This is a genomic window from Alphaproteobacteria bacterium (genome assembly GCA_024244705.1).
Taxonomy (GTDB): Bacteria; Pseudomonadota; Alphaproteobacteria; order JAAEOK01; family JAAEOK01; genus JAAEOK01.
Genome location: JAAEOK010000082.1, coordinates 98,221 through 125,036, shown reverse-complemented (window position 1 = coordinate 125,036; position 26,816 = coordinate 98,221). Strand labels below are relative to the sequence as shown.

The window sequence follows — 26,816 nt, the reverse complement described above, 5'->3', positions numbered from 1 at the left end:
TCGTCCGTACCAAGGTCGACGACGACGCCACCGTGTTCCAGGACAACACGATCACCATTTCCGGCAACTCGGTGTTCAACCAGGACGACGACGGCATCGCCGTGGTCAACGACCTCGACGACGGCGCCACCCTGCGCCAGACGCTGCGTGTCGACAACAACACGGTGGCCAGCAACGGCGGCGACGGTATCTTCATCGACGCCGATGTGGAAGGCAACAGCGATACCCGGATGTACCAGACCGCGACGGTGCGCCATAACACGGCGGTCAACAACGGCCGTGTCGGCCTCTACATCGACCTCAACGTCTACGACGGCGCGTTCTCGACCCAGACCTTCGATTTCGGCCACAACTCGATCGCCGACAGCGGCGGCGCCGGCGTCCTCATCGACATCGAGAACAACGACGGACTGACCACCACCTCGTTCTTCCTCGACTTCTACAACAACGTCATCCACGACAACGCGTCCGACGGCTTCGACGTCAACCATCTGGTCTTTGGCTCGGCGGCGAGCGGTGTCTTCAACGCGGTGGTGACCGGCAACTCGATCGTCAACAACGGCGAAACCGGTATCGAGGTGTCCTTCCTGACCGACAACGGCGGCGTCTCGATCGTCGATGTCGACTTCGTCGGCAACACCATCGGCGGCGACGGCAACGGCTTCGGCTTCGGCGACGGTATCTACGTCCGCACCTGGGCCCTCGACGACAGCCGGTCGATGGCAACCCTCGAATTCACCGACAACACCGTCTTCCTCAACGACGACGACGGCATCCGACTGCGCAACGGTTGGGATTCTGCCGACACCGGCGGTATGGCGGTGATGGGCGCGACCTTCGGCGGCAACGACATCAACGCCAACGGCGACGTCGGCGTGCTCCTGCTCAACGACGGCGATACCGCCGACTTGCAAGCATTCCAGACGGTGCTGTTCACCCCGGGCGGCAACTACATCGCCAACAACCCGGGCTTTGGCGTCTATGCGCGCAACTTCGACAATGCCATCCAGTTCGTCAACCTGTTCGGGATCACCTTCGCCGGCAACGGCACCGCCTACGACAGCAACGGCGGCGGCGCCACGCAGACCATCGTCGGGCCGTAACCGGCACTATAGATACCAATCTTTCCGGAGGCGCCGCCGGCAAGAGGTTGATCGGCTCACATCGAAGAGATGTGCGCCGTCAATCAACCTCTCGACTAATCGATGGGAGGAAGATTCACGCCCCGGATCGAAACGATCCGGAATGATCTTGCTCCCGGGCGGCGCGTTTCTTTTCCCCCCCTCACCCCGACCCTCTCCCTCAAGGGGAGAGGGAGTTCGGCCGAGCGCGGCGTATCTTCCCTCGCCCCTATTGGGGAGAGGGATGCGCAGGCTTGGAGAGGTCTTGGACCGAGCCTAGCCGGAGCCGGGTGAGGGGGTTTCAAGCATCGTTCCCCTCGCCATCCCTGGTACCGCGCAGCGTGCAACGGTGCGCTGCTGAATCGGGATCGATCCCGGTTCAGCGAAGCAGCACTGCGTGCCGCATCGCATCCGGGACGACGAAATCGGGAGGCCTGGCCGGAGCTGGGTGAGGGGACAACCGCCTATTCCGGCGGCGGCTCGGGCAGGGCGGCGTCCGGTTCCTCGGCCTCCAGCCGCATGATGCGCTCGCCGCGGACGGTCACCTTCTCCGACGAGATGCGGACCTGGCGCATATCCTCGCCGGCCTGGTCGAAATGGCGCTGCAGCTTGCCGACGCGCTCGTCGAGGCGGACCACGTCCTCCATCATCTTCTGCACCTCGGCCTGGATCAGCCCCGCCTGCTCGCGCATTTGCACGTCCTGCAGCACGGCGCGGATGGTGTTGAGCATGGCCCACAGGGTGGTCGGCGAGACGATGAACACGCGCGCCCGGTAGGAGGCCTCGACGAGGTCGGGGAAGTTGGCGTGGAGCTCGGCATAGACCGCCTCCGAGGGCAGGAACATGAGCGCCGATTCGGCGGTCTCGCCGGGGACGATGTATTTCGACGCGATGTCCTGGATGTGCTTGCGGATCGCCGCCGTGAACAGCGCCGCCGCCGCCTTCTGCGCCGCCTCGTCGGTGGCGTCGCGAATCGCGTGATAAGGCTCGAGTGGAAATTTGGCGTCGACGCAGATCGGTCCCGGCGGGTTGGGCAGTTGCAACAGGCAATCGACACGATAGTTGCCGTTGACGGTCGCTTGCATGCGGTAGGCCGACGGCGGCAGCACCTTCTCGATCAGGTCCTTGAGCTGGATCTCGCCGAAGGCGCCGCGGGCGCGCTTGTCGACGAAGATCTCGCGCAGGCCGTCGACCTGGGACGACAGCTTGACGATGTTGCGCTGCGCCTCGTCGATCCGCGCCAGCCGCTCGCGTAGCTGCACCAGGGCCTCGTTCTGGCGCTGGCCGCTCTTCTCCAGGGTCTCGCTGACCCGACGGCTCACCGTCTCGAGGCGGTCGTTGAGGGCCTTGCCGAGCGCGCGCTCCTGGGCCTGCAGCCGTTCGCTGATCTGGTTCTGGGCGGTGAGCTGGCCCGCCGACAATTGGCTGAGCCGCGTCGACAAATCCATCAGCTCGTCGCGGACCGGGTCGCGGCGGTCGCGCCGCCACATCGCGACCAGGATCAGCGCGAGCACGATCAGCGCGGCGACGCCGGCGGCGACGATCAGGTCGGTCGTGGTCCACATGCCTTCCATCGAGCTCTTTCCGGGCGCATCCGCCGCGCCGCGCGGCGGTCGCGATATCGCCCCATTGTGGCTATATTTCTACCCGCATTCGGGATCAGCCATATAGATCTATATATACCAGCAAACGCCGGTATATGTGCCGTCCCTGCCGTGCCGTCGGGCGGTATCGACGGGTCTGCAACGCATCACGTGGAGACGAACATGCCGCAAATCGACCATCTGTGCCGCGCCGCCGCCTTATACCAAGGCTCGATGATAGGGACACATCTCATGGGTGCATATCGGGTTATCCGGGCAGGCGCGGTGCGAAGCGCGATGCCGAGGTATCGGGCGAGCGCCGCAACGCACCCGGGGGGCCGATTTGCCCCACCGCAGGCCGCGGTCTTTGGCCCGCTCACGGCGTTGCGGGCCGCTTGTGGTGGATCGGCACCACGGCGCGCCCCGCGCCTGGTGAGCGGACGAAATCCTCGCGGTGAGATGAATTCCTATCATCGAGCCTTGGTATTATGCGCCGTGCTCCTGCTTGCCGCCGGCTCGGCCTCGGCCGCCGAGCGCGAGATCGGCCTCGACAGCCAGGAAGCGGTGTCGCTGACCGTCTACAATACCAACCTCGCGCTGGTGCGCGATCAGCGCAAGGTCGCGCTCGACAAGGGCCGCACCCTGCTCGCGCTGACCGATGTCAGCGCCCAGATCCGGCCCGAGACGGTCGATTTCGCGGTCCTCGACGATGCCGCCCAGGCACGCGTGATCGAGCAGTATTTCGCCTACGATCTGTTGAGCCCGCAAGCGCTGCTCGAGAAATCGCTCGGCCGGCGCATCGGCGTCATCCGCATCAACCCGGCGACCGGCGAGGAGGTGCACGAGGACGGCATCGTGCTGAGCACCAACGGCGGCATCGTGCTGCGGGTCGGGGACCGGGTCGAGACCATCAACAGCGCGGCCGGTGCTAACGCGCCCTATCGTTTCGTCTTCGACACCGTGCCCGAGGATCTGCGGGCGCGGCCGACCCTGGTGCTGACCGTCGACAGCGCAGCCGCGTCGACGCCGTCGGCGGTGCTGCGCTACCTCACCGGCGGTCTGTCGTGGACCGCCGATTACGTCGCCCAGCTCGCCGCCGATGAGAAATCGCTGTCGCTCAAGGGCTGGGTGACGGTCACCAACACCAGCGGCAGCGACTACCGCGAGGCGCGGCTGCAGCTCGTCGCCGGCGACGTCAACGTGGTCTCCCAGAAGATGACGCAGCCGGCGGTGGCGATGATGGAATCGGCTGCCATGCGGGCGCCCGCCGCCGACCAGGGGATGGCGCCCCAGGGCCTCGCCGATTACCACCTCTACACGGTCGCGCGGCCGACCGACCTGCTCGATCGGCAAACCAAGCAAATCGCGCTGTTGACCGCGGCGTCGGTACCGGTAACCAAAGAGTACGTCGCCACCGGCAACGACTACGTCTATCGCTCGCGGATCGGCACCGTCGAGGATCAACGGGTCCAGGTCTGGCTCGAGTTCGAGAACAACGAGGCCGACGGGCTCGGCCTGCCGCTGCCCCGGGGCGTGGTCCGTGTCTACACCACCGACGGCGGCGGTGACGAGCAGTTCATCGGCGAGGACGCCGTCGATCACACGCCGAAGGGCGAAGAGGTGCGGCTCAATGTCGGGCGCGCTTTCGACGTCACCGTCGACCGCCGCCAGACCGATTACCGCGACAACCGCAGCCAGCGCGAGACCTATTGGGAGTTCGATACCGCCTACGAGATCGTCGTCAAGAACGCCAAGGACGTGCCGGTATCGGTCAAGCTCGAGGAGCCGATCCCGGGCGACTGGAGGGTGCTCAGGGAGAGCCAGCCCCACGACAAGAAGGACGCCCAAACCGCGGTGTGGACAATCGACGTGCCGGCCGAGGGCGAGACCACGCTGACCTATACGGTGCGGGTGATCCTGCCGCGTTAGCGCCGCGCCGCCGGGCGGCGCCGTGACCGGGGCAGAACGGCGCTTGACGGTGGCGCCGCGGCACCATAGGTACGGGTTCGAATTATGACGATGACCCTGGATCCATGGCGCTGCTTCCCATCCTGACCGCTCCCGATCCGCGATTGAAACAGAAGGCCAAGCCGGTCGACGGCGTCGATGACGGTCTGCGCCGTCTGATGGACGACATGCTGGAGACGATGTACGCGGCGCCGGGGATCGGCCTCGCCGCGCCTCAGGTCGGGGTGGCGAAGCGGGTCATCGTGGTCGATATTTCGCACGAGGACGAACCGAAGGAGCCGTTGCGCATGGCCAATCCGGAGGTCGTCTGGGCCTCCGACCACGACGCCTGCTACGAGGAGGGCTGCCTCTCGGTGCCCGACCACTACGCCGACGTGACCCGGCCGGCGGAGGCCAAGATCCGGTATGTCGACGAGCAGAACGAGATTCGCGAACTCTACACTGCCGATTTTCTGGCGACCGTGGTCCAGCACGAAATCGACCACCTCGACGGTATTCTGTTCATCGATCACTTGTCCCAGCTCAAGCGCAACATGATCCTGCGCAAGCTGCAGAAATCGAAGAAGCATGGTAAGGCGCCGTCGGCCCGCGCCGCGCTTTAGCCACCATCGGGGGACCCGGTGAAGATCGTCTTCATGGGAACCCCGGACTTTGCCGTGCCCGCGCTGCGCGCCCTGGCCGATCGCGGCCACGACATCGTCAGCGTCTATACCCAGCCGCCCCGACCCGCTGGACGCGGCCAGCACGAACAACCGTCGCCGGTTCATCGCTTCGCCGCCGAGCGCGGATACCCGGTGCGCACCCCGCGATCGCTGGCGGGCGATGCCGAACAGGCCGAATTCGCCGCGCTCGGGGCCGATTTTTGCGTCGTCGCCGCCTACGGCCTGATGCTGCCGCCGTCGATCCTTTCGGCGCCGCGGTTCGGCTGCCTCAACATCCACGCCTCGCTGCTGCCGCGGTGGCGCGGCGCGTCGCCGATCCAGAGCGCGATCCTGGCCGGCGACAGCGAAACCGGGGTGACGATCATGCAGATGGATGCGGGTCTCGACACCGGGCCGATCTTGCTGCAGGAGCAAACGCCGATCACCGAAGCGTCGACCGGTGCGTCGCTGCACGACGAGTTGGCTCAAATCGGCGCCCGTGCCATTCTCGCCGCGATCGACGGATTGCTCGCCCGCAAATTGGTGCCGCAGCCGCAATCGGATGCCGCGGCGACCCACTGCCGCAAGCTGACCCGCGCCGACGGCCGGCTCGACTGGTCGCAGCCCGCGGCCGACCTGGAACGCCGGGTCCGGGCCTTCACGCCGTGGCCCGGCGCCTGGTTCGATCTCGGCGGTGAGCCCATCCGCGTCCTCGAATCCGAGGTCATGGATGATATCGGCGACGAGGCGGCGGGGACGGTGCTGCCCGGCGCCGGCATGGCGGTGCGCTGCGGCGATCGCCGCGCGCTGCGCCTCCGCGTCGTCCAAAGGCCGGGCAAGCGCCCACTCGCCGACAAGGAATTCCGCCGCGGCTGGCGGCGGCGCCCGAGTCCGTCGCCGCGATGACCCGGTTCAAGCTGGTCGTCGAATACGACGGCGGCAAATTCGTCGGCTGGCAGCGCCAGGCCAACGGTCGGTCGGTGCAACAGGCGCTCGAGGAGGCGGTGACGCGGTTCTGCGACGAAACCATTGTCGTGCATGGGGCGGGGCGCACCGACTCCGGGGTCCATGCCCTCGCCCAGGTCGCCCATTTCGACCTCGCGACCGAGCACGGCGCCGATACGGTGCGCGACGCCCTCAATTACCATCTCAAGCCCGAACCCGTCGCCGTGCTCGGCGCGGAAGCGGTGACGGCCGATTTTCACGCCCGCTTTTCCGCCGTCGAGCGGTCTTATGTCTACCGCATCATCAACCGGCGGCCGCCGCTTACCCTCGAGTCCGGCCGGGCGTGGCAGATAATGGTGCCGCTCGACGAGGGGATGATGGCGACGGCGGCCGAGGTACTTGTCGGACGCCATGATTTCACCAGCTTCCGCGCCGCGAACTGCCAGGCCAAGTCGCCGCTCAGGAACCTCGACGGTCTCGATGTCGAGCGCGACGGCGAGGTGATCCAGATTCGGGCGCGGGCCCGTTCGTTCCTCCACCACCAGGTGCGCAATATGGTCGGCACCCTGAAGCTGGTCGGCGAAGGCAATTGGTCGGTCGAGGATGTCGCCGCCGCCCTCGCGGCGCGCAATCGCGCCGCCGGCGGTCCAACCGCGCCCGCCCACGGCCTCTACCTGGTCGATGTGCGATATCCGCAACAGGCGTTTGATCCGATAAGGCTCTAGCCGAGGATCAGCGCGTCCTTGATGCCGGTGATGAACAGCGACAGGGCGAGGTCGAGGATGACGACGCCGGCGGCCATCGTTCCGCTGATGCGCAGCGCCGTTTTGGCGATATGGCCGACATAGGCCAGGATGACGACCGTGGCGATTACCATCAGAAACGACCACCCCGACGGCGCCGCCGGATCGTTCGGTGTCAGCAAGGCGACCGGCAGAAACACGGCGGTCTGCAGGATGTGGGACCAGTTGTAGGCGACAATGTAGCCGACGAAATCCTCGGACCGGTCGATCAGCTCGGCGAAGTAGAACATGGCGACCGGGAACGCCGTCCAGCCGATGACGTAGCCGATCGCCTCGACCGTGTAAAAGCGGAGCAACCCGGTGGTCAATTGTTGCTCGTCATAGGCCATCGCGGCGAGAAGCAGATAGGCCGGGGCGACCAGGGCGGCGGCCCAGAACGAGCGCCAGAAGCCTTCCACGCTGATATCGAATAATGCCATGCCGCCGGGATCGAGACGGGCCAATCGCCAGGTCCCCTGGATGGCCTGGGCGAGCTCGGTCGAGGTAATCATCGCGCCGCGAAATAGCGGTCGAGGATGCCGCGATAGATGGCGGCGAGCGCCTGCAGGTCATCCACGCGCGTACGCTCGTCCACCTTATGCATGGTCTGGCCGACGAGGCCGAATTCGACGACCGGGCAGTAATCCTTAATGAACCGCGCATCGGACGTACCGCCGGAGGTGCTGAGTTCGGGACGGTGGCCGGTGACCTCGGCAACCGAATCGGCGACGATCTCGCTGAGCGCGCCGGGCGGTGTCAGGAAGGCCTCGCCGCTGACCCGGACGTCGAGGCGATAGTCCACGTCCGTGCTGTCCAGCCGGTCGCGCAGCCAGGCGATCAGGCTGTCGCTGGTATGCCGGTCGTTGAAGCGGACATTGAACTGGGCGATGGCGCGTGCCGGGATCACGTTGTCGGCGGTATTGCCGACATCGATCGTGGTGATCTCGAGATTCGAAGGTTGGAAGGCGTCGGTGCCATCGTCGAGCGATGCGTCGGCGATCGCGCCCAGCAAGCGTATCATCGCCGGAACCGGATTATCGGAGAGGTGGGGATAGGCCACATGTCCCTGAACACCGTCGACCGTAATCGTCCCCGTCATGCTGCCGCGGCGGCCGATCTTCGCCATCTCGCCGAGGAAATTCGGATTGGTCGGCTCGCCGACGACACAGGCGTCGATCGTTTCGCCGTTCTCGGCCATCCACTCGAGCACCCTGCGCGTGCCATTGACCGCGGGGCCTTCCTCGTCACCGGTGATCAGCAGGCTCAATGAGCCGGGCGGACCATCCGGGCGCTCTTCGAGATAAGACCAGACCGCGGCGACGAAGGCGGCGACGGCGCCCTTCATGTCGGTCGCGCCGCGGCCATAGATCTCGTCGCCGACGACCTCTCCGGCGAAGGGATCGACCGACCATGACGCCCGATCGCCGACCGGCACCACGTCGGTGTGGCCGGCGAAGCAGAAATTGGGTCCGACCGCGCCGCGGCGCGCATAGAGATTGCTCACCTCCGCGGTCCCTTCCGCCATGAAAGGGAGACGATGACAGGTGAAGCCGAGATCGGCCAATGTCTTTTCAAGGATGTCGAGGGCACCGGCATCCGATGGCGTTACGCTGGGGCAGCGGATCAACGCCTGGGTCAGCGCAACGGCGTCGAACGGCGGCATTAGAGGCTCTAGTCCCTTAGAAGCTCGTTGATCGACGTTTTGGCCCGGGTTTTTTCGTCGACCCGTTTCACGATGACGGCGCTGTAGAGGTCCGGACCAGGCGAGCCGTCGGGCAACGGCCGTCCCGGCATTGTTCCGGAGACAACGACGGAATAGGCCGGAACACGGCCATAATGGATCTCGCCGGTGGTGCGGTCGACGATACGCGTCGATTGGCCGAGATAGACCCCCATCGACAGCACCGCGCCGGTCTCGACGATGACCCCTTCGGCGACTTCCGAGCGGGCGCCGACAAAACAATTGTCCTCGATGATCACGGGATCGGCCTGCAGCGGCTCGAGCACGCCGCCGATACCCGCACCCCCGGAAATATGGCAGTTCTTTCCGACCTGGGCACAGGAGCCGACCGTGGCCCAGGTGTCGACCATGGTTCCGCTGTCGACGAAGGCGCCGACATTGACGAAACACGGCATCAGGATCACGCCGGGGGCGATATGGGCCGACCGGCGAACGACGCAGCTGGGCACGGCGCGGAAACCGGCGTCGCGAAACTCCGCGTCGCCCCAGCCGGCGAATTTCGATGACACTTTGTCGAACCATGGCGCCGGGCCGCGGATGGGATCGGTCGGGCCGCCGGGAATGGGCGCCATGTCGTAAAGGCGGAATGACAGCAGCACGGCCTTCTTCGCCCACTGGTTGACCTGCCATCCGTTGTCGCCGGGTTCGGCGACCCGCAAATCGCCGCGGTCGAGTGCCTCGAGGGTCGATTCAACGGCGTCGCGGAACTCGCCCTTGGTATCGGGCGCCACCTCCGCACGGGATTCCCATGCGGCATCGATCGTGTTCTTAAGCGAGCCGGTATCGAACATTCATGGCGCCCCAGATTGCCGGCGCGCACCTTGGTCCAGGCATCGTCGCCTGTCAATAAGTGCCGCCGGCTTGGTGGCGCGTCTCGCTGCGGCGGGCTGTGCCGACATCGGTAAGCCACGCCACCAGGTCCTCGGTGACGTGGTGGACGTGATCGCCGTCGCGGCCGATTTGAGCGTATTTGGTATCCGTATGCACCAGCACCGTGGTCATGCCGAGCGCATGGGCCGGCCTTAGGTTCTGGGGAATATCCTCGACCAACACGGCACGCCGAGGTTCGATCTCGAAGGTATCGACGAGCTTGCGATAGGTTGTCGGGTCGGGTTTGGGCCTGTAGTCGGCGGCGACGATGTCGAAGGTCGCCTCGAAATGATGGCCGACGCCAAGCCGTTCCAGGACCCGCGCGGCGTGGTCGACCGAGCCGTTGGTGAAAATGATCTTTCGTCCCGCGAGCCCGTCCAGCGCGGCATCGAGTTGCGGCATCCGCGGCACCGGGCTGTAGTCGATATCGTGGACATGGGTCAGGAACGCTAATGGGTCGACGCCGTGTTCGGTCATCAACCCTCGCATCGTCGTGCCATGGGTGTGGAACATGCTCTTTTGCGTCCGGCGCGCCTCGGCCCGGTCGCAGCCAAGCAGGTTGACGATGAAGTCGCCCATCAGCACGTCGATCTGATCGAACAGCCGGCAGGTCGCCGGATACAGGGTGTTGTCGAGGTCGAACACCCAGACGTCGACGTGGCCCATGCCCGGCGCCGCGCCCGCGTTCGTTTTCAGATCCTCTTTCACGATCGCCTCTAGAGCTCGGACACCAATGTGCCGATACCGCCGGCGGTGAAAATCTCCAGCAGCATGACATGCGGGATGCGTCCGTCGAGGATCACCGCCGCCTCGACGCCGTTGTCGACCGCCGAAACGCAGGTCTCGATCTTGGGGATCATGCCGCCGCTGATGATGCCGTCGGCGATGCAGCCCCGCGCTTGTTCGGCGGTGAGGTCGGAGATCAACGTGCCATCCTTGTCGAGGACGCCGGCGACGTCGGTGAGCAGGAACAGGCGCGCCGCCGAAACCGCCTCGGCGATGGCGCCGGCGACGGTGTCGGCGTTGATGTTGAAGCTTTCACCGGATGGGCCGACGCCGATCGGCGCGACCACGGGGATCATGTCGGAAACGACCAGCTCCTCCAGGATCTCGGCGTTTACTTGACGGGGCTCGCCGACGAACCCGAGATCGAGAATTTTCTCGATGTTCGAATCGGGATCGCGCTTGGTCCGCCGTAGCTTGCGCGCCTCGATCAAATTGCCGTCCTTGCCGGAGATGCCGACCGCGGTGCCGCCGGCGGCATTGATCGCACTGACGATCTGCTTGTTGATCTTTCCCGACAACACCATCTCGACGATTTCGACGGTGGCTGCGTCGGTTACGCGAAGGCCGTCTACGAAATCGCTTTCAATGTTCAGCCGTTTCAGCATTGCGCCGATTTGCGGGCCGCCGCCATGGACGACGATCGGGTTTATGCCGACGCGCTTGAGCAGCACGATATCGTTGGCGAAATCCTTGGCCAGCCGATCGTCGCCCATGGCGTGGCCACCATATTTGATGATGAACGACCGTCCGGCGTAGCGGCGCAGATACGGCAACGCTTCGATCAGTGTTTTGGCGGTCCTCAGCCAATGCTTGGTTTCACCGATTTTTCTCGCCTCGGTCATGGTCCAACTTCCTTGTTGCTTGGCGACCCTAGCTCAAACTCTCGGTATCGTCCAAGGTGGCGAGCCATGCCCGCAACTCGGCTATGCCTGTCTTGCGCACGGCACTGGTAGCGATCACCTCGGGGTGTGCCGCCGGATGCTTGGCAAGGCTGCGCGCGATCTCGGTTAGCCGGTCGCTGAGTTCGGCAGGCTTGGTTTTGTCGGCCTTGGTGAGAACCGCCTGGTAGGCGACCGCCGCATTGTCGAACAGATCCAGGATCTCGTTGTCCGTCGGCATCAGGCCGTGTCGGGCGTCGATGAGCAGGAAAACCCGCCGCAAAGTGGGACGGCCGCGCAGATAATCCATCGTCAGCCGGGTCCAGCTTCGAACCTCGCTGCGCGACGCCCGGGCATAGCCGTACCCGGGGAGATCGGCGAGCATCAACTCGCCACCGAGATCAAAGAAGTTGAGCTGCCGGGTCCGGCCCGGGGTGTTGGATGTGCGCGCCAGGTTCTTGCGGCCGGTCAGCGCGTTCAAAAGACTCGATTTGCCGACGTTGGAGCGGCCGGCGAACGCTACCTCTGGCAGGTCGGCCGCCGGCAGGTCGTCGAGACCGGCCGCACCGGTGACAAACCGGCACTCCCGGGCGAACAGAAGGCGGCCCCGTTCGATGGCGTCCTCATCCATGGCCGCCAGGACCGCCCCGGCTCAGCGGCGGCCGCCACGTGAGCGGCGTTTGTTGCGTCCCCGGTTCTTGCCGCGCGCGGCGCTGGTCGTGGTCGCGGCGGGTGCGGCCTCCTCGTGTTCGGTCTCGTCGCCGTCGTTGTCCTCCGCCTCGGATTCGTCTTCCTTTGTTGATTTATCGCCGGCCTGGGACGTGTTGCCCGCCGCGGCCGGTGCCGGTGACCCCGCCTTCTTCGCCGCCGCTGCCGCGTCGGCCTTGGCCACGCCGCGCATGATCATCCATTGCTGGCCGATGGAGAGGACGTTGTTCCACGCCCAATAGATGACCAGGCCGGACGGGAAGCGGGCCAGCAGGAAGGTGAAGATGATCGGCAGGAACATGAAGATCCGCGCCTGGATCGGGTCCGGCGGCTGCGGGTTCAGCTTCTGCTGGAGGAACATGGAGATGCCCATGATCAACGGCCAGGCGCCGATCAAAAGGAATTCGGGCGGGGTGAACGGAATCAGGCCGAAGGCGTTGAAGACCGTCGTCGGGTCCGGTGCCGAGAGGTCCTGGATCCAGCCGAAAAATGGCGCGTGACGCATCTCGATCGTAACGAAAAGCACTTTGTAGAGGGCGAAGAACACCGGAATCTGGACGGCGATCGGCAGGCAGCCCGATGCCGGGCTCACCTTCTTATCCTTGTACATCGCCATCATCTCTTGATTGAGACGCTGCTTGTCATCGCCGAAGCGTTCGCGGAGCGACATGATTTCCGGCTGTAACGCCTTCATCCGGCTCATCGAGCGGTAGGACTTGTTGGCCAGCGGGAACATGATCAGCTTGATCAACACGGTGAGCAACAGGATGGCGACGCCGAAATTGCCGACCATCTCGTTGATGTAGATCAGGACGTAGAACAGCGGTTTGGTCAGGAAGTAGAACCAGCCGAAATCGATCGCGCGATCGAACTTGTCGATGCCGTATTGCTCGGAATAGGCGTCGAGCACCTGGACTTCCTTGGCGCCGGCGAAAAGATGGCTGGTCACGGTGATGGTCGCACCCGGCGCGATTTCGCGGCCGCCGCCGATGAAGTCGGTCTGGTAGCGGTTGCGGCCGTCGGCGACCGAATAGCTGAATCGCCCGGTCGACCCGGCATCCTGGTTGGGTATCAGCGATACCAGCCAGTATTTGTCGGTAATCCCGATCCACCCGCCATTGCTCTTGAATTCGATCGTGTTCTCATCCTGGAGCTCGTCGTAATCGATTTCCTTCAAGGTGCCGTCGAGGACGCCGATCGGACCTTCGTGCAGGATGAAAAAGCCAAGCACCGGCGGCGGATCGGTCCGCGAAACGATGCTGTAGGGAAACAGGTTTACCGATTGGTTGCCGACGTTGCGAACGCTTTGCGTGATCTCGAACATGTAGCTTTCGTCGATCGAGATCGTTCGCGTGAAGATCAAACCGGCGCCATTGTTCCAAGTCAAGGTCACCGGCGTCTTGTCGGTCAGTTTGTCGCCGTCCGACTGCCACAAGGTGTCGCCATCGGGAAGGACTAAATCGGCCTGATCGGACACCCACCCGACAGTCGAATAGTAGGGCTTGTCACTGCCGCCCGGCGACAACAAGGTGACCTCCGGACTCGTCGGGTCAACGGTCTCGCGGAATTTCTTGAGTTTGAGGTCGTCGAGCCGGGCGCCCCGCAAGGCAAGCGACCCATCGACCACCGGATTGTCGATTTCGACGCGGGGAGATTCTGCCAGCACCTGGGCACGGTCGGTCTCGGGTGTGGGTGCGGCTCCGGAGGGGGCGGCCGGACGTGGGATCGAATCGCCGATTGGTGTTGACGAATCCGTGGTTTGCACCGGCTGGTCGCGCTCCGGATACATCGAATCCATGAAAAACTGGAACCCGAAGATGACCGCGAGCGAAATTGCGATGGCGAGCAGGAGGTTGCGCTGTTCCATCGGCGGACCCTAACGACCGTGTCCGTGACAGTCATGGTCGCCGGGGACCGGATCGTATCCGTACCCGCCCCAGGGGTGACATCGGAGAAGGCGGTGCAGCGTCAACCAGCCGCCCCGAAACGGTCCGTGCAATACCAGGGCGCGTGCCGCATACCCCGAACAGCTCGGCTCGAAGCGGCACACTTTCGGCACCATAGGCCCTATCGTCCAACGATAGACATGGACAGGTGCCGCGGCGATCCAACCGAGCAAGGTCATTCGCCCCGAGACCCCTGTATTGCCGGTTCCGCCGCCGACTCGGAGTTCCTGTACAGGTCCAGCCGCCTCAATGCATCCTCCAGGTCCGCCATCAAGGCCGTGAACGGCCGCTCTGGTGTCGCCTTCCTTGCGATCAATACATAGTCATAGGCCGGCGCCGCCGCCACCGGTAGAATTCTCTCCGCCACCGCCCGCAAACGCCGCCGCGCCCGGTTGCGGGCGACCGCGTTGCCGACCTTGCGGCTCGCCGTAAAGCCCACCCGGGGGCCCCATTCGGGGTTGCCGTGGCAATACGCCTGCAGCACCAGTCCCGGCGTCGCCTTCTTTTTTCCTTTGGCCGCGACTTCGAGAAACTGCGGACGTTTGGTTAGACGTCCGATCGTCATGATCCGGTATTTAGGCCGACAGGCGTTTGCGGCCTTTCGCGCGGCGGCGCGCCAAGATGCGGCGACCACCGACTGTCGACATGCGGCTGCGAAATCCGTGGCGGCGCTTGCGTACCAGCACGCTCGGTTGATATGTGCGTTTCAAGGGTAGCCTCCGTCATCGGCAACCTAGTCAATTGGCCCGCTGTATAGTGGCTGGGGCGAAGCAAGTCAATGCAAGGCGGACGGCGCCTTTGACCGTGGCCAAGGCGGCCGTGGCGCACCCCGTACAATCACACTAAGGTGATGGCGAAGTGACTGGTGGTAGATTTGCCGTGCCCCCAAATTTCGCGGCGTGGAAGAGGACACTCGGCAGCGAAGCGGCACGATGGAAATGGGCATACGAGAATTGGGGGCCGACGGCATGACGACACCCGAGAACGGCGGCCAGAAGGCCCGATTTTCGATCTGGCGGCTGCTACCGGTTGCTCTCCTGGTAGGTGGATTGGTGGCTTTTTTCGTCTTCGATCTCGATGTCTATCTGTCATTCGATATCTTGAGCGACAACCGCGATTTCCTCTCTCAATACGTGGCGGAGAACTTTGTCGCCGCAGCCCTGATTTACACGATCGGCTATATCGCGGTGATTGCATTCTCGCTGCCCGGCGGGGCGATCCTGTCGCTGACCGGCGGTTTCCTGTTCGGCATCGCCATCGGCAGCGTGTTGACCATTGTCGGCGCGACCATTGGCGCGACCACCCTTTTTGTTGCCGCCAAGACCGCGTTCGGCGAAGTCCTGCAGGCCAGGGCCGGGGCGGCGGTCAATCGGATGAGAGACGGCTTCCAGAAAAATGCATTCAGCTACCTGCTGTTTCTTCGGTTGATCCCGGTTTTTCCGTTCTGGCTGGTGAACCTGGTGCCGGCACTGCTCAACATCCCGCTGTCGGTCTACATGCTGGCGACGCTGATCGGGATCATTCCGGGGACCGTGGTCTACGTCAGCGTCGGCAACGGATTGGGTGCCGTGCTCGATGCCGGCCGTAGTCCCGATTTGGGCATCATCTTCGATCTTGAGATTTTGCTGCCGCTGATCGGCCTGGCGCTGCTGTCGCTGGTTCCGATCCTTTACAAGCGGTTCTCCGGCAAGGCCGACGGCGAACAATCCTGACCCCTGAGGAGCCTCCACCATGGTTGAAGTAATCAATGCCGATATCTGCGTGATCGGCGGCGGCTCGGGCGGCTTGGCCGTCGCTGCCGGGGCCTCCCAGATGGGGTCGTCGACCGTGCTCATCGAGGCCGGCAAGATGGGCGGCGATTGCCTTAACTACGGGTGCGTGCCGTCGAAATCGATGATCGCAGCGGCGCACGCCGCCGAATCGATGCGCCGCGCCGATCGCTTCGGCATCAAGGCGGTCGAGCCCGAAATCGATTTCAAGGGCGTTCACGATCACATTCACGGTGTTATCGCGGCCATCGCGCCGGTCGATTCGGTCGACCGTTTCGAGGGTCTCGGGGTCAAGGTCCTTCTCGCCCGCGCGGCCTTCACCGGACCGGATGAGGTTGCCGCAGGTGGCTACAAAGTGCGCGCCCGGCGGTTCGTCATTGCTACCGGCTCAAGGGCCGCGGCACCGCCGATACCGGGGCTTGCCGAGGTGGCGTACCTGACCAACGAGACGATCTTCGACAATACCACGCGGCCCGAACACCTGATCGTCATCGGCGGCGGTCCGATTGGGGCCGAGCTTGCCCAAGCCCACCGGCGGCTCGGCATTCCGGTGACCTTGCTCGAGGCATTCACGGTCCTCGGCAAGGACGATCCCGAACTGACAGCGATCGTCAAGCGCCGTTTGCAGGCCGACGGCATCGATATGCGGGAGAACGTCAAGATCGATCATGTCGCCGGCGAACCGGGCGCGTTCCGGGTCCAACTCGGCGAGGGTGACGCGGCCGAGCAAATCGCCGGAAGCCACCTTCTGGTCGCCGCCGGGCGGCTTCCGACCGTCGACGGCCTCGATTTGGACAACGCCGGCGTCGCCTTCTCCAAGAAGGGAATCGAAGTCGACGACCGCCTGCGGACGACGAACAAGAAGATCTTCGCCATCGGTGATGTCGCGGGCGGCCCTCAATTCACCCATGCCGCCGGCTATCATGCAGGTATCGTCATCCGCAACGCGCTGTTCAGGCTGCCGGCCAAGGTGAACTATCGGGCCTTGCCGTGGGTCACCTACACCGATCCGGAATTGGCCCATGTCGGCATGACCGAAATCCAAGCTAAGGAGAAGCACGGCGCGATACGTATCTTGCGCTGGCCCTATGCGGAAAACGACCGAGCCCAGGCCGAGCGCGAAACCGAAGGGCTGATCAAAGCGGTTACCACCAAACGGGGCAAGATCCTCGGCGCCTCGATCGTCGGGGCCCACGCCGGCGAGTTGATTCACCCATGGGTCCTGGGCATCGGCAAAGGCCTCAAGATCAGCGATATCGCCAACATGATCATGCCCTATCCGACCCTTGGCGAAATCGGCAAGCGGGCCGCCGGCAGCTTCTACACGCCAAGCCTGTTTAGCGAGCGGACGCGGGCGATTGTGCGATTTCTCGCCAAGTTCGGGTAATCGCCCTCACAACAATGTGACCCCGCGTTAGGGTAATTGATTCGCGAATGTCACGCCGAATCCCAATCATATCAATGTGTTTGCGGGTTATGCCGCCCGTACCAAGGCCCCCGTCCACGGCATCGGGTTCCGAGTGGAAAATAATTGGCGGGGCGCCACGCAACGAACGCGGAGACGCGATCCACTGACTGAGGAGACCTTGGACATGATGAAGAAGACTGTTGCAGTGTTGAGTGTTGCTGCATTGGCCGCCGGTACGGTTGCCCTGCCCGCCGCCGCGGCAAGCTCCAACAGCGCACCGGTTCAGATTGCAAGCTGCAATCCATGTAACCCCTGTGGCGCGAGCAAGTGCAATCCATGTAACCCCTGCGGTGCGGCCAAGTGCAATCCGTGCAATCCGTGCAATCCGTGCGCGGCCAAGTGCAATCCGTGCAATCCGTGCAACCCGTGCAATCCGTGCAATCCGTGTAAGGCCAGCTAACGCATCGGCCAAGAATCTAGCTTTTGCGGGCGGCGCTCCAAATCATGGGGCGCCGCTTTTCTTTTTGCAGAATCTGACCGGCATGGCGGCTGGTTCGCGGGTCAGATAGCGTTTGGCGCGCGGGCCCGAGCCCGGCTATTCTCGACGTCATGAACAGGAAGACCTTCCGGCTTCCGCCAGCGATCAAGAGTCTATCGGCGCGTTTGCTGGTCTTGACCATATTTTTTGTCATGCTCAGCGAGCTGTTCATCTATGCGCCGTCGGTGGCACGTTATCGTAAGGTCTATCTGGAAGAACGCGTCGCCGATGCGCATCTCGCGACCTTGACCCTCGAAGCCACCCCCGATCACATGCTCGGGCCCGAACTCGAAGCCGAAGTCTTGCGCCAGGCCAAGGCGCGGCAGATCGCCCTGTCGCAGCCGGGCGAGCCGAAACGGATCCTGATGATGTCGGGCGCGCCGAAACCTGACCTCAGCATCGACCTGGGCCAACAAAGCTTCATGTCGTTCCTCATGGACGGGTTCGAAACCCTTTTCCAAAGCGGCAACCGCGTATTGATGGTCACAGGTTCGTCGCCGCACGATGCCAGCACCACCATCGAGGTGCTGATCGACGAAACGCCGATGCGCTTGGAGATGTACGATTATTCCGAGCGCATCCTCCAACTCTCGGTGATCATCTCGCTGTTTACGGCATCGCTGGTCTATCTCAGTCTGCAGTTGCTGATGGTCTATCCGATGCGGCGCATGACGGAGAGCATCGTGCGCTTCCGCGACGACCCGGAAAATCCGAATACGACGGTCGAGCCGACGCGCCGCGCCGACGAGATCGGCGTCGTCGTCGGCGTTCTGGCCGACATGCAAAGCTCGATCCGGAGATCGCTGAAGGAACGGGCCCGTCTCGCCGCGCTCGGCTCCGCGGTGGCCCGAATCAACCACGATCTGCGCAATATCCTATCGCCGGCACAGCTGCTGTCGGACCGTCTCGTCGGCAGCGAGGACCCGGAGGTGAAGCGGATCGCGCCCCGACTGGTCAGTGCGATCGACCGTGCCGTCGATCTCAGTGTGCAAACCCTCAATTTCGCGACCGATTCGGGGCCGCAACTGGATCGCACGCGGTTCCAGCTACGGCCCCTCGCGGATGAGGTCGGCGGTGCGTTCGAGGCCGCTGATGGCGACCAAGCGCTACAATGGCGGAACAACATCGATGCCGGCCTCGAGGCGGTCGCCGATCGCGACCAGATCTACCGGGTCTTGGCGAACCTCGCCCACAACGCACGCGAAGCCGGCGCGACATGCGTGACCTTTGATGCCGACGTCGACGATGCGGAGCTCCGCCTCGAGGTCGGCGACAATGGACCCGGCTTGTCGGACCAGGCGAAAAAAAACCTGTTCCAACCGTTTTCGGGATCGACTCGGCCCGGCGGGACCGGGCTCGGGCTCGCCATATCGGACGAGCTGGTGCGCGCGCATGGCGGTGAATTGCAGCTCGTTTCCAGCGGCCCCGATGGCGCCAGGTTCCGCATCATACTGCCCCGGAGTTAGCGATCGCCCGGACGCAAGTCCGCGGAAATGTTGGGCTGGCGGTTGGTCGCCGCGCTCTTATTGTGCAATGCAGCATAATTGATTAAGATAGCGGCCGGTCGAAGCTGGTTTTATTGCCGCAGGGGAATTGTGCGATGAGCGTTCACAAGGAAAGATCCCGCATCACGGTCCCTCAGATCGCCGCCCGCAAGGGTTCGGAACCGATTGTCTGCCTGACCGCTTACACCGCCCTCACTGCGAAGATATTGGATCCGCATGTCGATCTTATGCTGGTCGGCGATTCGCTCGGCATGGTCATCTACGGCATGGAGAACACGCTCGGCGTCAATGTCGACATGATGATCAATCATGGCGCCGCCGTCGTCCGCGGCTCCGAGACGGCCTGCGTTATCGTCGACCTGCCGTTCGGTTCGTATCAGGAATCGCCGCCCGTGGCGTTCCGCACGGCGGCGCGGGTCATGCGCGAAACCGGTTGCGCCGGCGTCAAGATCGAGGGCGGCGCGGAAATGGCCGACACCGTGCGTTTCCTCAATGAACGGGGTATCCCGGTGCTCGGCCATGTCGGCCTCATGCCGCAAGCCGTCAACACCCAGGGCGGGTTCAAGGCCCAGGGAAAGTCCGAATTGGAGGCCGCGCGTATACGCGCCGACGCTCAGGCGATCGCCGACGCCGGCGCCTTCGCCATCGTTATCGAGGGCACAATGGAGCCGTTGGCGCGGGCTTTGACGGAAAGCCTGTCGATCCCGACGATCGGCATTGGTGCGTCGCCCGCCTGCGATGGCCAAATCCTGGTGACGGAAGATCTCGTCGGTCTGTTTTCGGATTTCAAACCCCGTTTCGTGAAGCGCTACGCGGATCTGGGCGGCCAGATCGGCGCCGCCGCCGCGGCCTATGCCGCCGACGTCCGCGATCGCCGTTTCCCCGATGCCGATCATTGCTTCGGGATGCGGCAGACGGGCTAGCCCGTACCGGCCGGGCGGATCGTCCGCATGGCGACACAATCCCGACCTGTGATCGTTCGGCGTGCCGCCGACGTCCGGGCCACGGTTTCGGAATGGCGTGCGGCCTCGAACCAAGTCGCGCTGGTGCCGACGATGGGGGCGCTCCACGCCGGTCATTTGGCCCTCGCCGAAGCCGCTCGCGCGGCGGCCGACCGGGTGGTCGTGACGATCTTCGTCAATCCCAAGCAATTCGGCGAGGGCGAAGACTTCACCGCCTATCCTCGCGATGAGACGGCGGATCTCGACAAGCTGGCCGCCGCCGGGACCGACGTCGTCTATATCCCGCCGGTCGACGAAGTCTTCCCGGACGGCTTTTCGACCCAGGTGATCGTCGGCGGACTAACCGACGTCCTCGATGGCGTTCATCGGCCCGGCCACTTCGAAGGTGTCGCCACCGTGGTCAGCAAACTGTTTCTGCAGACCCAGGCCGACAAGGCCTATTTCGGCGAGAAGGACTACCAGCAACTGCAGGTCATCCGCCGCATGGCGCACGATTTGGATATCCCGATCGAAGTGGTCGGCGTGCCCACCGTACGCGAGGCGGATGGATTGGCACTTTCGTCGCGCAACGCCTATCTTACGGCGGAGCAAAGGGCGGTGGCACCGGTCCTATACCGAACGCTCTGTGCGGTCGCCCGGGCCGTCGTCGACGACGTCGAATCCGGCAGCGAGGCGGCCGCGTGGGGCGCCGAAAGTTTGCAGGCGGCGGGGTTCGAATCGGTAGACTATGTCGCCGTCTGCGATGCCGCGACCCTGGTGCCGATCGAACGACCGGACCGACCCGGCCGGGTGCTTGGCGCCGGCCACCTGGGGCGGGCGCGGCTGATCGACAACGTCGCCTTGCGCCGCCACGAAACAGAGGAACACGTATGATGGCGATGAAGGGGTTTCAACAATTGATGGCGGAAGCGAACGCCGCGGTCCCGACGATCGATGTCGCCGAGGCGATGAGCACCCATCAGGACGGCGACGCCATTTTCGTCGACGTCCGCGAGACCGAGGAGTGGATGCAGGGACGCATACCGGGCGCCGTCCATGCGCCGCGCGGTTTTCTCGAGTTTATCGCCGATCCCGCGAGTCCGATGCACAAGCCGGAACTGAGTTCGGGCAAACGGCTGATGATCTATTGCGGCTCCGGCGGGCGATCGGTGTTGGCGACCAAGACGCTGGCCGATATGGGGCTGGATAAGGTGGCCAATATCGCCGGGGGATTCCAGGCCTGGGTTGGAACCGGCGGCGATATCGAAACCTAGAGCGTTCTGGACCTCGTCGCTCAGGGTCGCCCCGTCATGCCGGCGATTGGCTGAACGAAACTGAGGTCGGTGTCCCACGGGAAATTGATCCAGGTGTCCTGGCTGACCTCGGTGACGTAGGTATCGACCTCGGGGCGGCCCGCCGGTTTGGCGAAAATCGCCGCCAGATGGACGTTCGGCCACAGCTCATGGACTTTGCGCGCGGTCTGGCCGGTGTCGACAAGGTCGTCGACCACCAACCAGCCGGTGCCGCCGTCTTCGAGGACCGGTGCCTTGAGGACTTTGACCTCGCCCTGCTGCTGGTAGTCGTAGCTGACCAGGCACACCGAATCGACCATCCGGATCTCCAGCTCGCGGGCGACGATCGTTGCCGGCACCAAGCCCCCGCGGGCGATCCCGATCAGACCCTTCCACGGTCCCTTCTCCATCAGCCGCCAGGCCAGCGCCTTGGCGTCGCGGTGCAGTTCCTGCCACGAAACCGGATAGTTCTTCACATAGCGTTCGTCGGTCTTGTCGCTTGTCGCGTCCATCGTCATTCCCGTCGCTTAGGTTGCCTCGTCCGCGGCCGGAACCAGTGCAACAGCATTGATCCGCCAGCTATCGTCCGCTTGCCGCCGCATCTCGTAGAGCACGATGTAAAGGGCGTCGTCCGGGCCGACGACGAGCACCCGCTGAATCAGCCGGCCGCCAATCGGGGCCAGGGTCAGGAATTCGACCAGTTGGGGCCGATAGACCGGCTGATAGCCGGACCTGACCATTTTCATGAAGGTGTTGGCATCGCCGAATCGGGCCCGAATCGCTGGTGCGGCAAAGGAAAACGCCGTCTCGCCGTCGTCCCGCCGAAACGCCTCGATCTGCGCGCTAATGGTCGCCTCGATCGCCGCGCGAGCGGCCTCGGACGGCGCGCTGTTCTCGTCCGCGGCGGCGGCCGCCGATGTCCCGAACACGAGAACGCAGATCGTTATGAAGCGCAGCAAGGTCACCGGCATTCTCCTATCGGTCCACAATACGCCGCGGCGCCCGCATCGCCAAGCAAGCCATGCTTGCCCCGGCCGGGTGATCGCGGTAGCTCTCAGCCCTTTGGGGAAGTCGGGAGGGGACATGATCTGGACAACGCGGGCGCGCCGCGGCGCCGTGGTTGCATCCCACAACCTGGCTGCCGAAGCCGGTTTGGCGGTGCTGCGGGAAGGCGGCAACGCGATCGAGGCCATGGTCGCGGCGGTGGCGACGATTTCGGTGGTCTATCCGCATATGAACGGGATCGGCGGCGACGGGTTCTGGTTGATCGACGATGGCAATGGTCCGCCCCGCGGCATCATGGGCATCGGGCGCGCGGGCGAACGGGTTACCATCGACCACTACCGGGAGCTTGGCCTGGAAGCTATTCCGTCGCGCGGCCCGCAGGCGGCGATCACCGCGGCGGGTACGGTTTCGAGCTGGCAAGCCGCGCTCGATATCAGCCGGACGTGGGATGGCCGCTTGCCGTTGACACGGCTTCTCGCGGACGCGGCCTACTATGCGCGGCATGGTTTTCCGGTCAGTCGTTCGCAGCACGAGAACACCGCCGCCAAGCGCGACGAGCTCGCCGACGTGCCGGGTTTCGCCGACCTGTTCCTGCCCGGCGGCACCGTACCAGATGTCGGTGAACTGTTCCGCAACACGGCGCTCGCCGAGACGTTGGACCGTCTCGCCGCGGCCGGTCTCGAAGATTTCTATCGTGGCGATATAGCCCGCGCCATTGCCGCCGATCTGGAGCGTGCCGGCAGCCTGCTGACCCTGGACGATATCGAAGGCCATCGGGTGACCGCCGCCGCCCCCCTGTCGGTCGCCCTCACGGGCGCCACAATCTACAATCTGCCGCCGCCGACCCAGGGCCTGGCGTCGTTGATGATCCTGGCGCTTTTCGACCGCTTTGACTGCACCGCGGCGGATAATTTCGAACACGTCCATCTTCTGGTCGAGGCGACCAAGCAGGCGTTTCGGGTTCGCGATGACGAGATCACCGATCCGGCGTTCGCCGTCACCGATCCGGTCGGCCATCTTTCCGACGAGGCGCTGGCCCGCGCGGCCGGTGGAATCGATCCCGCGCACGCGGCGCCGTGGCCGCAACCGGCCAATCCCGGCGATACGGTGTGGCTCGGCGCGATCGACGAACAGGGACGCGCGGTCAGTTTCATCCATTCGATCTATTGGGAATTCGGCGCCGGCGTGGTGTTGCCGCAAACCGGTATCACCTGGCAGAACCGCGGCGTCAGTTTCGCCCTCGATGAAGCGGCGCCGAACCCGCTGACGCCGGGCCGGCAACCCTTCCACACCAACAACCCGGCGCTGGCCCGGCTCGACGACGGCCGTGTCATGGTCTACGGCACCATGGGCGGCGACGGTCAGCCGCAGACCCAAGCGGCGGTTTTCTCCCGCTACGCCCGCTTCGGCCAGGGCCTGCAGCAGGCGGTCAGCGGGCCGCGCTGGCTGCTCGGCCGACGGTGGAGCGAGACGACCACCGCGCTGCGGCTCGAGAACCGCTTCGACCCCGCGGTCCTCGACGCCCTCCGCACCGCCGGACACGAAGTCGTCGTTACCGAAGCGTTCGATGAGATCATGGGGCACGCCGGCGCCTTGGTATGCCACGCGTCGGGAACGATCGAGGGCGCCAACGACCCGCGCGGCGACGGCGCCGTCGCCGGCTATTAGAGCCTTATCGGATCAGACGGACCGGGTGATCCCACCGTCGACCCGAATGTTCTGCCCGGTGATGTAGCCGGCGCCGTCGGAGGCCAAAAAGCCGATCACGGCGGCGATCTCATCGGTTTTTCCATAGCGCTGCATCGGGATGCGGTCGCGGAACTCGGGCTTTTCCGGCAGGCTGTCGATGAAGCCGGGCAGCACGTTGTTCATGCGGATGTTGTCGGCCGCGTATTTGTCCGCGAACAGCTTCGTGTAAGCCGCCAGCCCGGCGCGAAAGACGCCGGAGGTCGGAAATACGGGATCGGGCTCGAAGGCGGCGAAGGTCGAGATATTGATGATCACGCCGGACTTTTGCCGGACCATGATCGGTGCCACCAACCGGGTCGGGCGGACCACGTTCAGGAAATAGACCTCCAAGCCCTGGTGCCAGTCCTCGTCCGATAGCTCGAGGACAGGTGCCCGCGGCCCGTGTCCGGCGCTATTGACCAGGACGTCGACGCGCCCCCACTTTTCCACGGTCTGATCGACCAATCGCGCGAGGTCGTCGTTCGACTGGTTCGACCCCGTCACGCCGATGCCGCCGAGTTCCTCGGCCAGGGTCTCTCCCTTGCCGGAAGACGACAGGATGGCAACGCGAAATCCGTCGGCCGCGAGTTTGCGTGCGGCGCCAGCGCCCATGCCGCTGCCGCCCGCAGTCACGATCGCCACTTTTTCTGTTGCCATGACTGTCTCCCGTGTATCGAAAGTGTCGATTTCGGTCGCCCGCGAGGCCATTCACCATGTGTGAAATCGCAGCGCGTCGCTGTTAACGCAGAAGCCGAGGCGGATGGGTCGGAAAAATTGCCGCAATGCGCGTCGAAGTCGTCCGGTCCGTTTCCCGCATCGGAACGGGTCACGGTTCGCGGCACATGAGCTTCGCTATTCGGAGTCCCAACGCAGCGATGGCCGTCGTCGGCGATCAACGCACGAAGATGTGGACCTCTTCGGTTGCCACGGTCGGGCTGGCCGCCGCCGACATCGTCACCCGATTGGCCGGCACGCCCATATTGGTCAGCGAGCGCATGACCTTCTCGGCATTGCGCCGGGACGATTCCTGGACCGCTGGCGACGCGCCCGCCGGCGCCACCGCGACAAGGTCGAACTGGGCGTTGGGGAAGCGCTGCAGCGCCTGATTGGCCGCCGAAAACAACGGCTCCTCGTACTGCACATCGGCGCGGTCGAAACGGATCATGACCAGCGGGCGCCGCTCCGCGACCGAGGCCACCTGGTTGCCGCCGCCACCGGCGGTGCCGGCAAAGCTGCGCCCATTGCCGGGCGCGTTGAGGAAATGCCCCTTATCGATGGCCATCGCCAGGCTGGTCATGTTCTGGCGCTCGCTCGATACATAGGCCGCCTGCTGGGTGATCTCGCCATTGATCGCGGCCTGCATCTGGCTCGCCTGCTGCAGGCTCTCGGTGGCCGCATTCTCGAGTTTTTCCAGGTTGCGATGATCGGCATCGACGCCGCCCGCCAGGTTGAACGAAGCGCGAATCGAATCGAGCAGGAAACTGGAAACCGTGACGTCGTTGTTGATCTTGCTGGCCAGGTTGGTCATCGGGCCAATGTCGGCGTTGACCGAATCAAGCCGGTTCTGTGCCTTGTTCCACAGTGCGATGACTTCCGGATTGCCGGGCGTGGTGCCGACCTGGAGCCGCGAGCGCACGTCCGAGACGCTGGAATTGTAGGACTGCCCGTTCTTGGCCGATTGGCCGCGTAGCTGCTGCAGCTCGCCGTTATCGGACGCGACCGAGCGTTGAAGCTGCGCCAATTCGCGCTGCAACTCGGCAACGCGCGCGCCGACGATGGTGCCGGTCGCGCTGCCCGACGGCAACTGCGAGGCCACGATCGGACCCGATTGTGCGGCGGTTCCCGTCGTGGCGGCATCGGTCTGCGCCGCGGTCTCGCCCGCGGACGGTTGAATCGGCACTTCCCGCCCGCCGCTGGTCGTCTGGGTCTGCGCCGCACTTTCCTCGCCCGTCGCACCGGGCCACAGGACTTCGTCGGCGAAGCTACAGGCGGCCAGGGCCAACGTAGCGCCGGCAACGACGATCAGTCTATTTGCTATCATCATTCTGGATCCTTGGTGTCTCCCCGATAATACGGGGCGGCGAACGGTCGCCGTCCATACAGGAGCACGGGAGCATGCGAAAGCTCGGGCTCCCAGGCAACATTTCGATGGTACCCGATGGCATCCGCCGCCACAAGTTGGATTCTTTCGCTGGTGGAACCACTTAGCCGGGGCATGTTCGCTTGCGTTCGAGGATCGTTTTGGCTAGTGTCGCGCCCCGCCGCCGGGTACCCGGCCGGCCGCTATCACGCATGCGCCCCTAGCTCAACTGGATAGAGCGTCTGACTACGGATCAGGAGGTTGGGGGTTCGAATCCTCCGGGGCGCGCCAGTGATTTCAAGGGGTTAGGCCGGGCGGCTCAAAGAACAAACCATGATTGTCCGACTTATTTGGGCCGACTGTCCGACTTTCCATCTAGTCGAGAGGGTCTTCCTGCCGGTGCACCCGATATCGGGCTGTCGTGTTCTCCTCGCGCAATCTAATGATGATGCGTTCGGCGCCGTCGAGGCTGTGGCGCAAATTTGACACGCTCATCGCGTTGAGCTCTGGGCCTGTCGGGATTGTCCAAAAGAAATTCTTATGGGACGGCGTTTGAAGGTGCGGCACATTTTCAATTTCCC

27 protein-coding genes and 1 tRNA gene are annotated in these 26,816 nt (G+C 64.3%); 13 read left to right on the top strand and 15 right to left on the bottom strand.

Going from position 1 to position 26,816, the window contains the following annotated elements; genetic code table 11:
* A partial coding sequence (locus GY791_15875) for a right-handed parallel beta-helix repeat-containing protein (GenBank protein MCP4329905.1) occupies nt 1–1,103 on the top strand: 1,103 nt, incomplete at its 5' end.
* Nucleotides 1,104–1,585: 482 nt separating this feature from the next.
* On the opposite strand, the gene rmuC is transcribed toward GY791_15875, so the two are convergent.
* Nucleotides 1,586–2,695 carry a DNA recombination protein RmuC gene (rmuC, locus tag GY791_15870; protein MCP4329904.1) on the bottom strand — a complete coding sequence of 370 codons (1,110 nt, stop codon included), beginning with the start codon at nt 2,693–2,695 and terminating at the stop codon, nt 1,586–1,588.
* A gap of 468 nt (nt 2,696–3,163) precedes the next feature.
* Here rmuC and GY791_15865 point away from each other — a divergent pair, with 468 nt between their 5' ends.
* From GY791_15865 to truA, 4 genes are all read left to right on the top strand, one after another.
* Entirely contained in the window at nt 3,164–4,633 is a 1,470-nt protein-coding gene (locus GY791_15865; GenBank protein MCP4329903.1) for a DUF4139 domain-containing protein, read from the top strand.
* A 104-nt stretch (nt 4,634–4,737) separates the two neighbouring features.
* Complete coding sequence (locus GY791_15860) at nt 4,738–5,274, top strand: peptide deformylase (GenBank protein MCP4329902.1); 537 nt, start codon at nt 4,738–4,740, stop codon at nt 5,272–5,274.
* Nucleotides 5,275–5,307: 33 nt separating this feature from the next.
* The gene (locus GY791_15855) at nt 5,308–6,219 is read left to right on the top strand and encodes a methionyl-tRNA formyltransferase (GenBank protein ID MCP4329901.1); all 912 of its coding nucleotides are present in this window, start codon (nt 5,308–5,310) and stop codon (nt 6,217–6,219) included.
* The gene (gene truA / locus GY791_15850; protein ID MCP4329900.1) at nt 6,216–6,983 is read left to right on the top strand and encodes a tRNA pseudouridine(38-40) synthase TruA; all 768 of its coding nucleotides are present in this window, start codon (nt 6,216–6,218) and stop codon (nt 6,981–6,983) included. The genes GY791_15855 and truA overlap by 4 nt, the downstream gene beginning before the upstream one ends.
* On the opposite strand, the gene GY791_15845 is transcribed toward truA, so the two are convergent.
* The 10 genes from GY791_15845 to rpmH are packed head-to-tail and all read right to left on the bottom strand — an operon-like array spanning nt 6,980 to nt 14,679.
* Nucleotides 6,980–7,552 carry a hypothetical protein gene (locus GY791_15845; GenBank protein ID MCP4329899.1) on the bottom strand — a complete coding sequence of 191 codons (573 nt, stop codon included), beginning with the start codon at nt 7,550–7,552 and terminating at the stop codon, nt 6,980–6,982. The two genes, truA and GY791_15845, sit on opposite strands and share 4 nt — an antisense overlap.
* Nucleotides 7,549–8,703: a succinyl-diaminopimelate desuccinylase gene (dapE, locus tag GY791_15840; protein MCP4329898.1), complete on the bottom strand. Its 1,155-nt coding sequence runs from the start codon at nt 8,701–8,703 to the stop codon at nt 7,549–7,551. The genes GY791_15845 and dapE overlap by 4 nt, the downstream gene beginning before the upstream one ends.
* A gap of 8 nt (nt 8,704–8,711) precedes the next feature.
* Nucleotides 8,712–9,572 (bottom strand): 2,3,4,5-tetrahydropyridine-2,6-dicarboxylate N-succinyltransferase, encoded by an 861-nt coding sequence (dapD, locus tag GY791_15835; GenBank protein ID MCP4329897.1) that lies wholly within the window; start codon nt 9,570–9,572, stop codon nt 8,712–8,714.
* A 52-nt stretch (nt 9,573–9,624) separates the two neighbouring features.
* A complete protein-coding gene (locus tag GY791_15830) occupies nt 9,625–10,317 on the bottom strand; it encodes a pyrimidine 5'-nucleotidase (protein MCP4329896.1) in 693 nt (230 codons plus the stop codon).
* A gap of 50 nt (nt 10,318–10,367) precedes the next feature.
* Entirely contained in the window at nt 10,368–11,279 is a 912-nt protein-coding gene (gene argB, locus GY791_15825) for an acetylglutamate kinase (protein ID MCP4329895.1), read from the bottom strand.
* Between the two features lie 28 nt (nt 11,280–11,307).
* The gene (locus GY791_15820) at nt 11,308–11,946 is read right to left on the bottom strand and encodes a YihA family ribosome biogenesis GTP-binding protein (GenBank protein MCP4329894.1); all 639 of its coding nucleotides are present in this window, start codon (nt 11,944–11,946) and stop codon (nt 11,308–11,310) included.
* 21 nt (nt 11,947–11,967) lie between these two features.
* A complete protein-coding gene (gene yidC, locus GY791_15815; protein MCP4329893.1) occupies nt 11,968–13,890 on the bottom strand; it encodes a membrane protein insertase YidC in 1,923 nt (640 codons plus the stop codon).
* 9 nt (nt 13,891–13,899) lie between these two features.
* Nucleotides 13,900–14,148, bottom strand: coding sequence for a membrane protein insertion efficiency factor YidD (gene yidD, locus GY791_15810; GenBank protein MCP4329892.1), 249 nt, complete (start codon nt 14,146–14,148; stop codon nt 13,900–13,902).
* Complete coding sequence (gene rnpA / locus GY791_15805; GenBank protein ID MCP4329891.1) at nt 14,145–14,534, bottom strand: ribonuclease P protein component; 390 nt, start codon at nt 14,532–14,534, stop codon at nt 14,145–14,147. Before rnpA ends, yidD begins: the two co-directional genes overlap by 4 nt.
* A gap of 10 nt (nt 14,535–14,544) precedes the next feature.
* A complete protein-coding gene (gene rpmH, locus GY791_15800) occupies nt 14,545–14,679 on the bottom strand; it encodes a 50S ribosomal protein L34 (GenBank protein ID MCP4329890.1) in 135 nt (44 codons plus the stop codon).
* Nucleotides 14,680–14,937: 258 nt separating this feature from the next.
* On the opposite strand from rpmH, the gene GY791_15795 reads away from it, so the two are divergent.
* From GY791_15795 to GY791_15770, 6 genes are all read left to right on the top strand, one after another.
* A complete protein-coding gene (locus tag GY791_15795) occupies nt 14,938–15,681 on the top strand; it encodes a TVP38/TMEM64 family protein (protein ID MCP4329889.1) in 744 nt (247 codons plus the stop codon).
* Nucleotides 15,682–15,700: 19 nt separating this feature from the next.
* Nucleotides 15,701–17,125, top strand: a complete 1,425-nt coding sequence (locus tag GY791_15790; GenBank protein ID MCP4329888.1) for an FAD-dependent oxidoreductase — start codon at nt 15,701–15,703, stop codon at nt 17,123–17,125.
* 630 nt (nt 17,126–17,755) lie between these two features.
* Nucleotides 17,756–19,150, top strand: coding sequence for a HAMP domain-containing histidine kinase (locus GY791_15785; GenBank protein MCP4329887.1), 1,395 nt, complete (start codon nt 17,756–17,758; stop codon nt 19,148–19,150).
* A gap of 134 nt (nt 19,151–19,284) precedes the next feature.
* The gene (gene panB, locus GY791_15780; GenBank protein ID MCP4329886.1) at nt 19,285–20,112 is read left to right on the top strand and encodes a 3-methyl-2-oxobutanoate hydroxymethyltransferase; all 828 of its coding nucleotides are present in this window, start codon (nt 19,285–19,287) and stop codon (nt 20,110–20,112) included.
* 27 nt (nt 20,113–20,139) lie between these two features.
* Nucleotides 20,140–21,024, top strand: coding sequence for a pantoate--beta-alanine ligase (locus tag GY791_15775; GenBank protein MCP4329885.1), 885 nt, complete (start codon nt 20,140–20,142; stop codon nt 21,022–21,024).
* Nucleotides 21,024–21,404, top strand: a complete 381-nt coding sequence (locus GY791_15770) for a rhodanese-like domain-containing protein (GenBank protein ID MCP4329884.1) — start codon at nt 21,024–21,026, stop codon at nt 21,402–21,404. The genes GY791_15775 and GY791_15770 overlap by 1 nt, the downstream gene beginning before the upstream one ends.
* Before the next feature lie 20 nt (nt 21,405–21,424).
* On the opposite strand, the gene gpt is transcribed toward GY791_15770, so the two are convergent.
* Entirely contained in the window at nt 21,425–21,934 is a 510-nt protein-coding gene (gpt, locus tag GY791_15765; GenBank protein MCP4329883.1) for a xanthine phosphoribosyltransferase, read from the bottom strand.
* A 15-nt stretch (nt 21,935–21,949) separates the two neighbouring features.
* Nucleotides 21,950–22,393 carry a DUF4864 domain-containing protein gene (locus GY791_15760; protein MCP4329882.1) on the bottom strand — a complete coding sequence of 148 codons (444 nt, stop codon included), beginning with the start codon at nt 22,391–22,393 and terminating at the stop codon, nt 21,950–21,952.
* 112 nt (nt 22,394–22,505) lie between these two features.
* Between GY791_15760 and GY791_15755 the strand changes: the two genes are divergently transcribed.
* Nucleotides 22,506–24,095 (top strand): gamma-glutamyltransferase family protein, encoded by a 1,590-nt coding sequence (locus GY791_15755; protein MCP4329881.1) that lies wholly within the window; start codon nt 22,506–22,508, stop codon nt 24,093–24,095.
* A gap of 12 nt (nt 24,096–24,107) precedes the next feature.
* On the opposite strand, the gene GY791_15750 is transcribed toward GY791_15755, so the two are convergent.
* Entirely contained in the window at nt 24,108–24,812 is a 705-nt protein-coding gene (locus GY791_15750) for an SDR family oxidoreductase (protein MCP4329880.1), read from the bottom strand.
* 235 nt (nt 24,813–25,047) lie between these two features.
* A complete protein-coding gene (locus GY791_15745; protein ID MCP4329879.1) occupies nt 25,048–26,199 on the bottom strand; it encodes a hypothetical protein in 1,152 nt (383 codons plus the stop codon).
* Between the two features lie 250 nt (nt 26,200–26,449).
* On the opposite strand from GY791_15745, the gene GY791_15740 reads away from it, so the two are divergent.
* Nucleotides 26,450–26,526: transfer RNA gene (locus GY791_15740), tRNA-Arg, on the top strand.
* Nucleotides 26,527–26,816 lie beyond the last annotated feature (290 nt).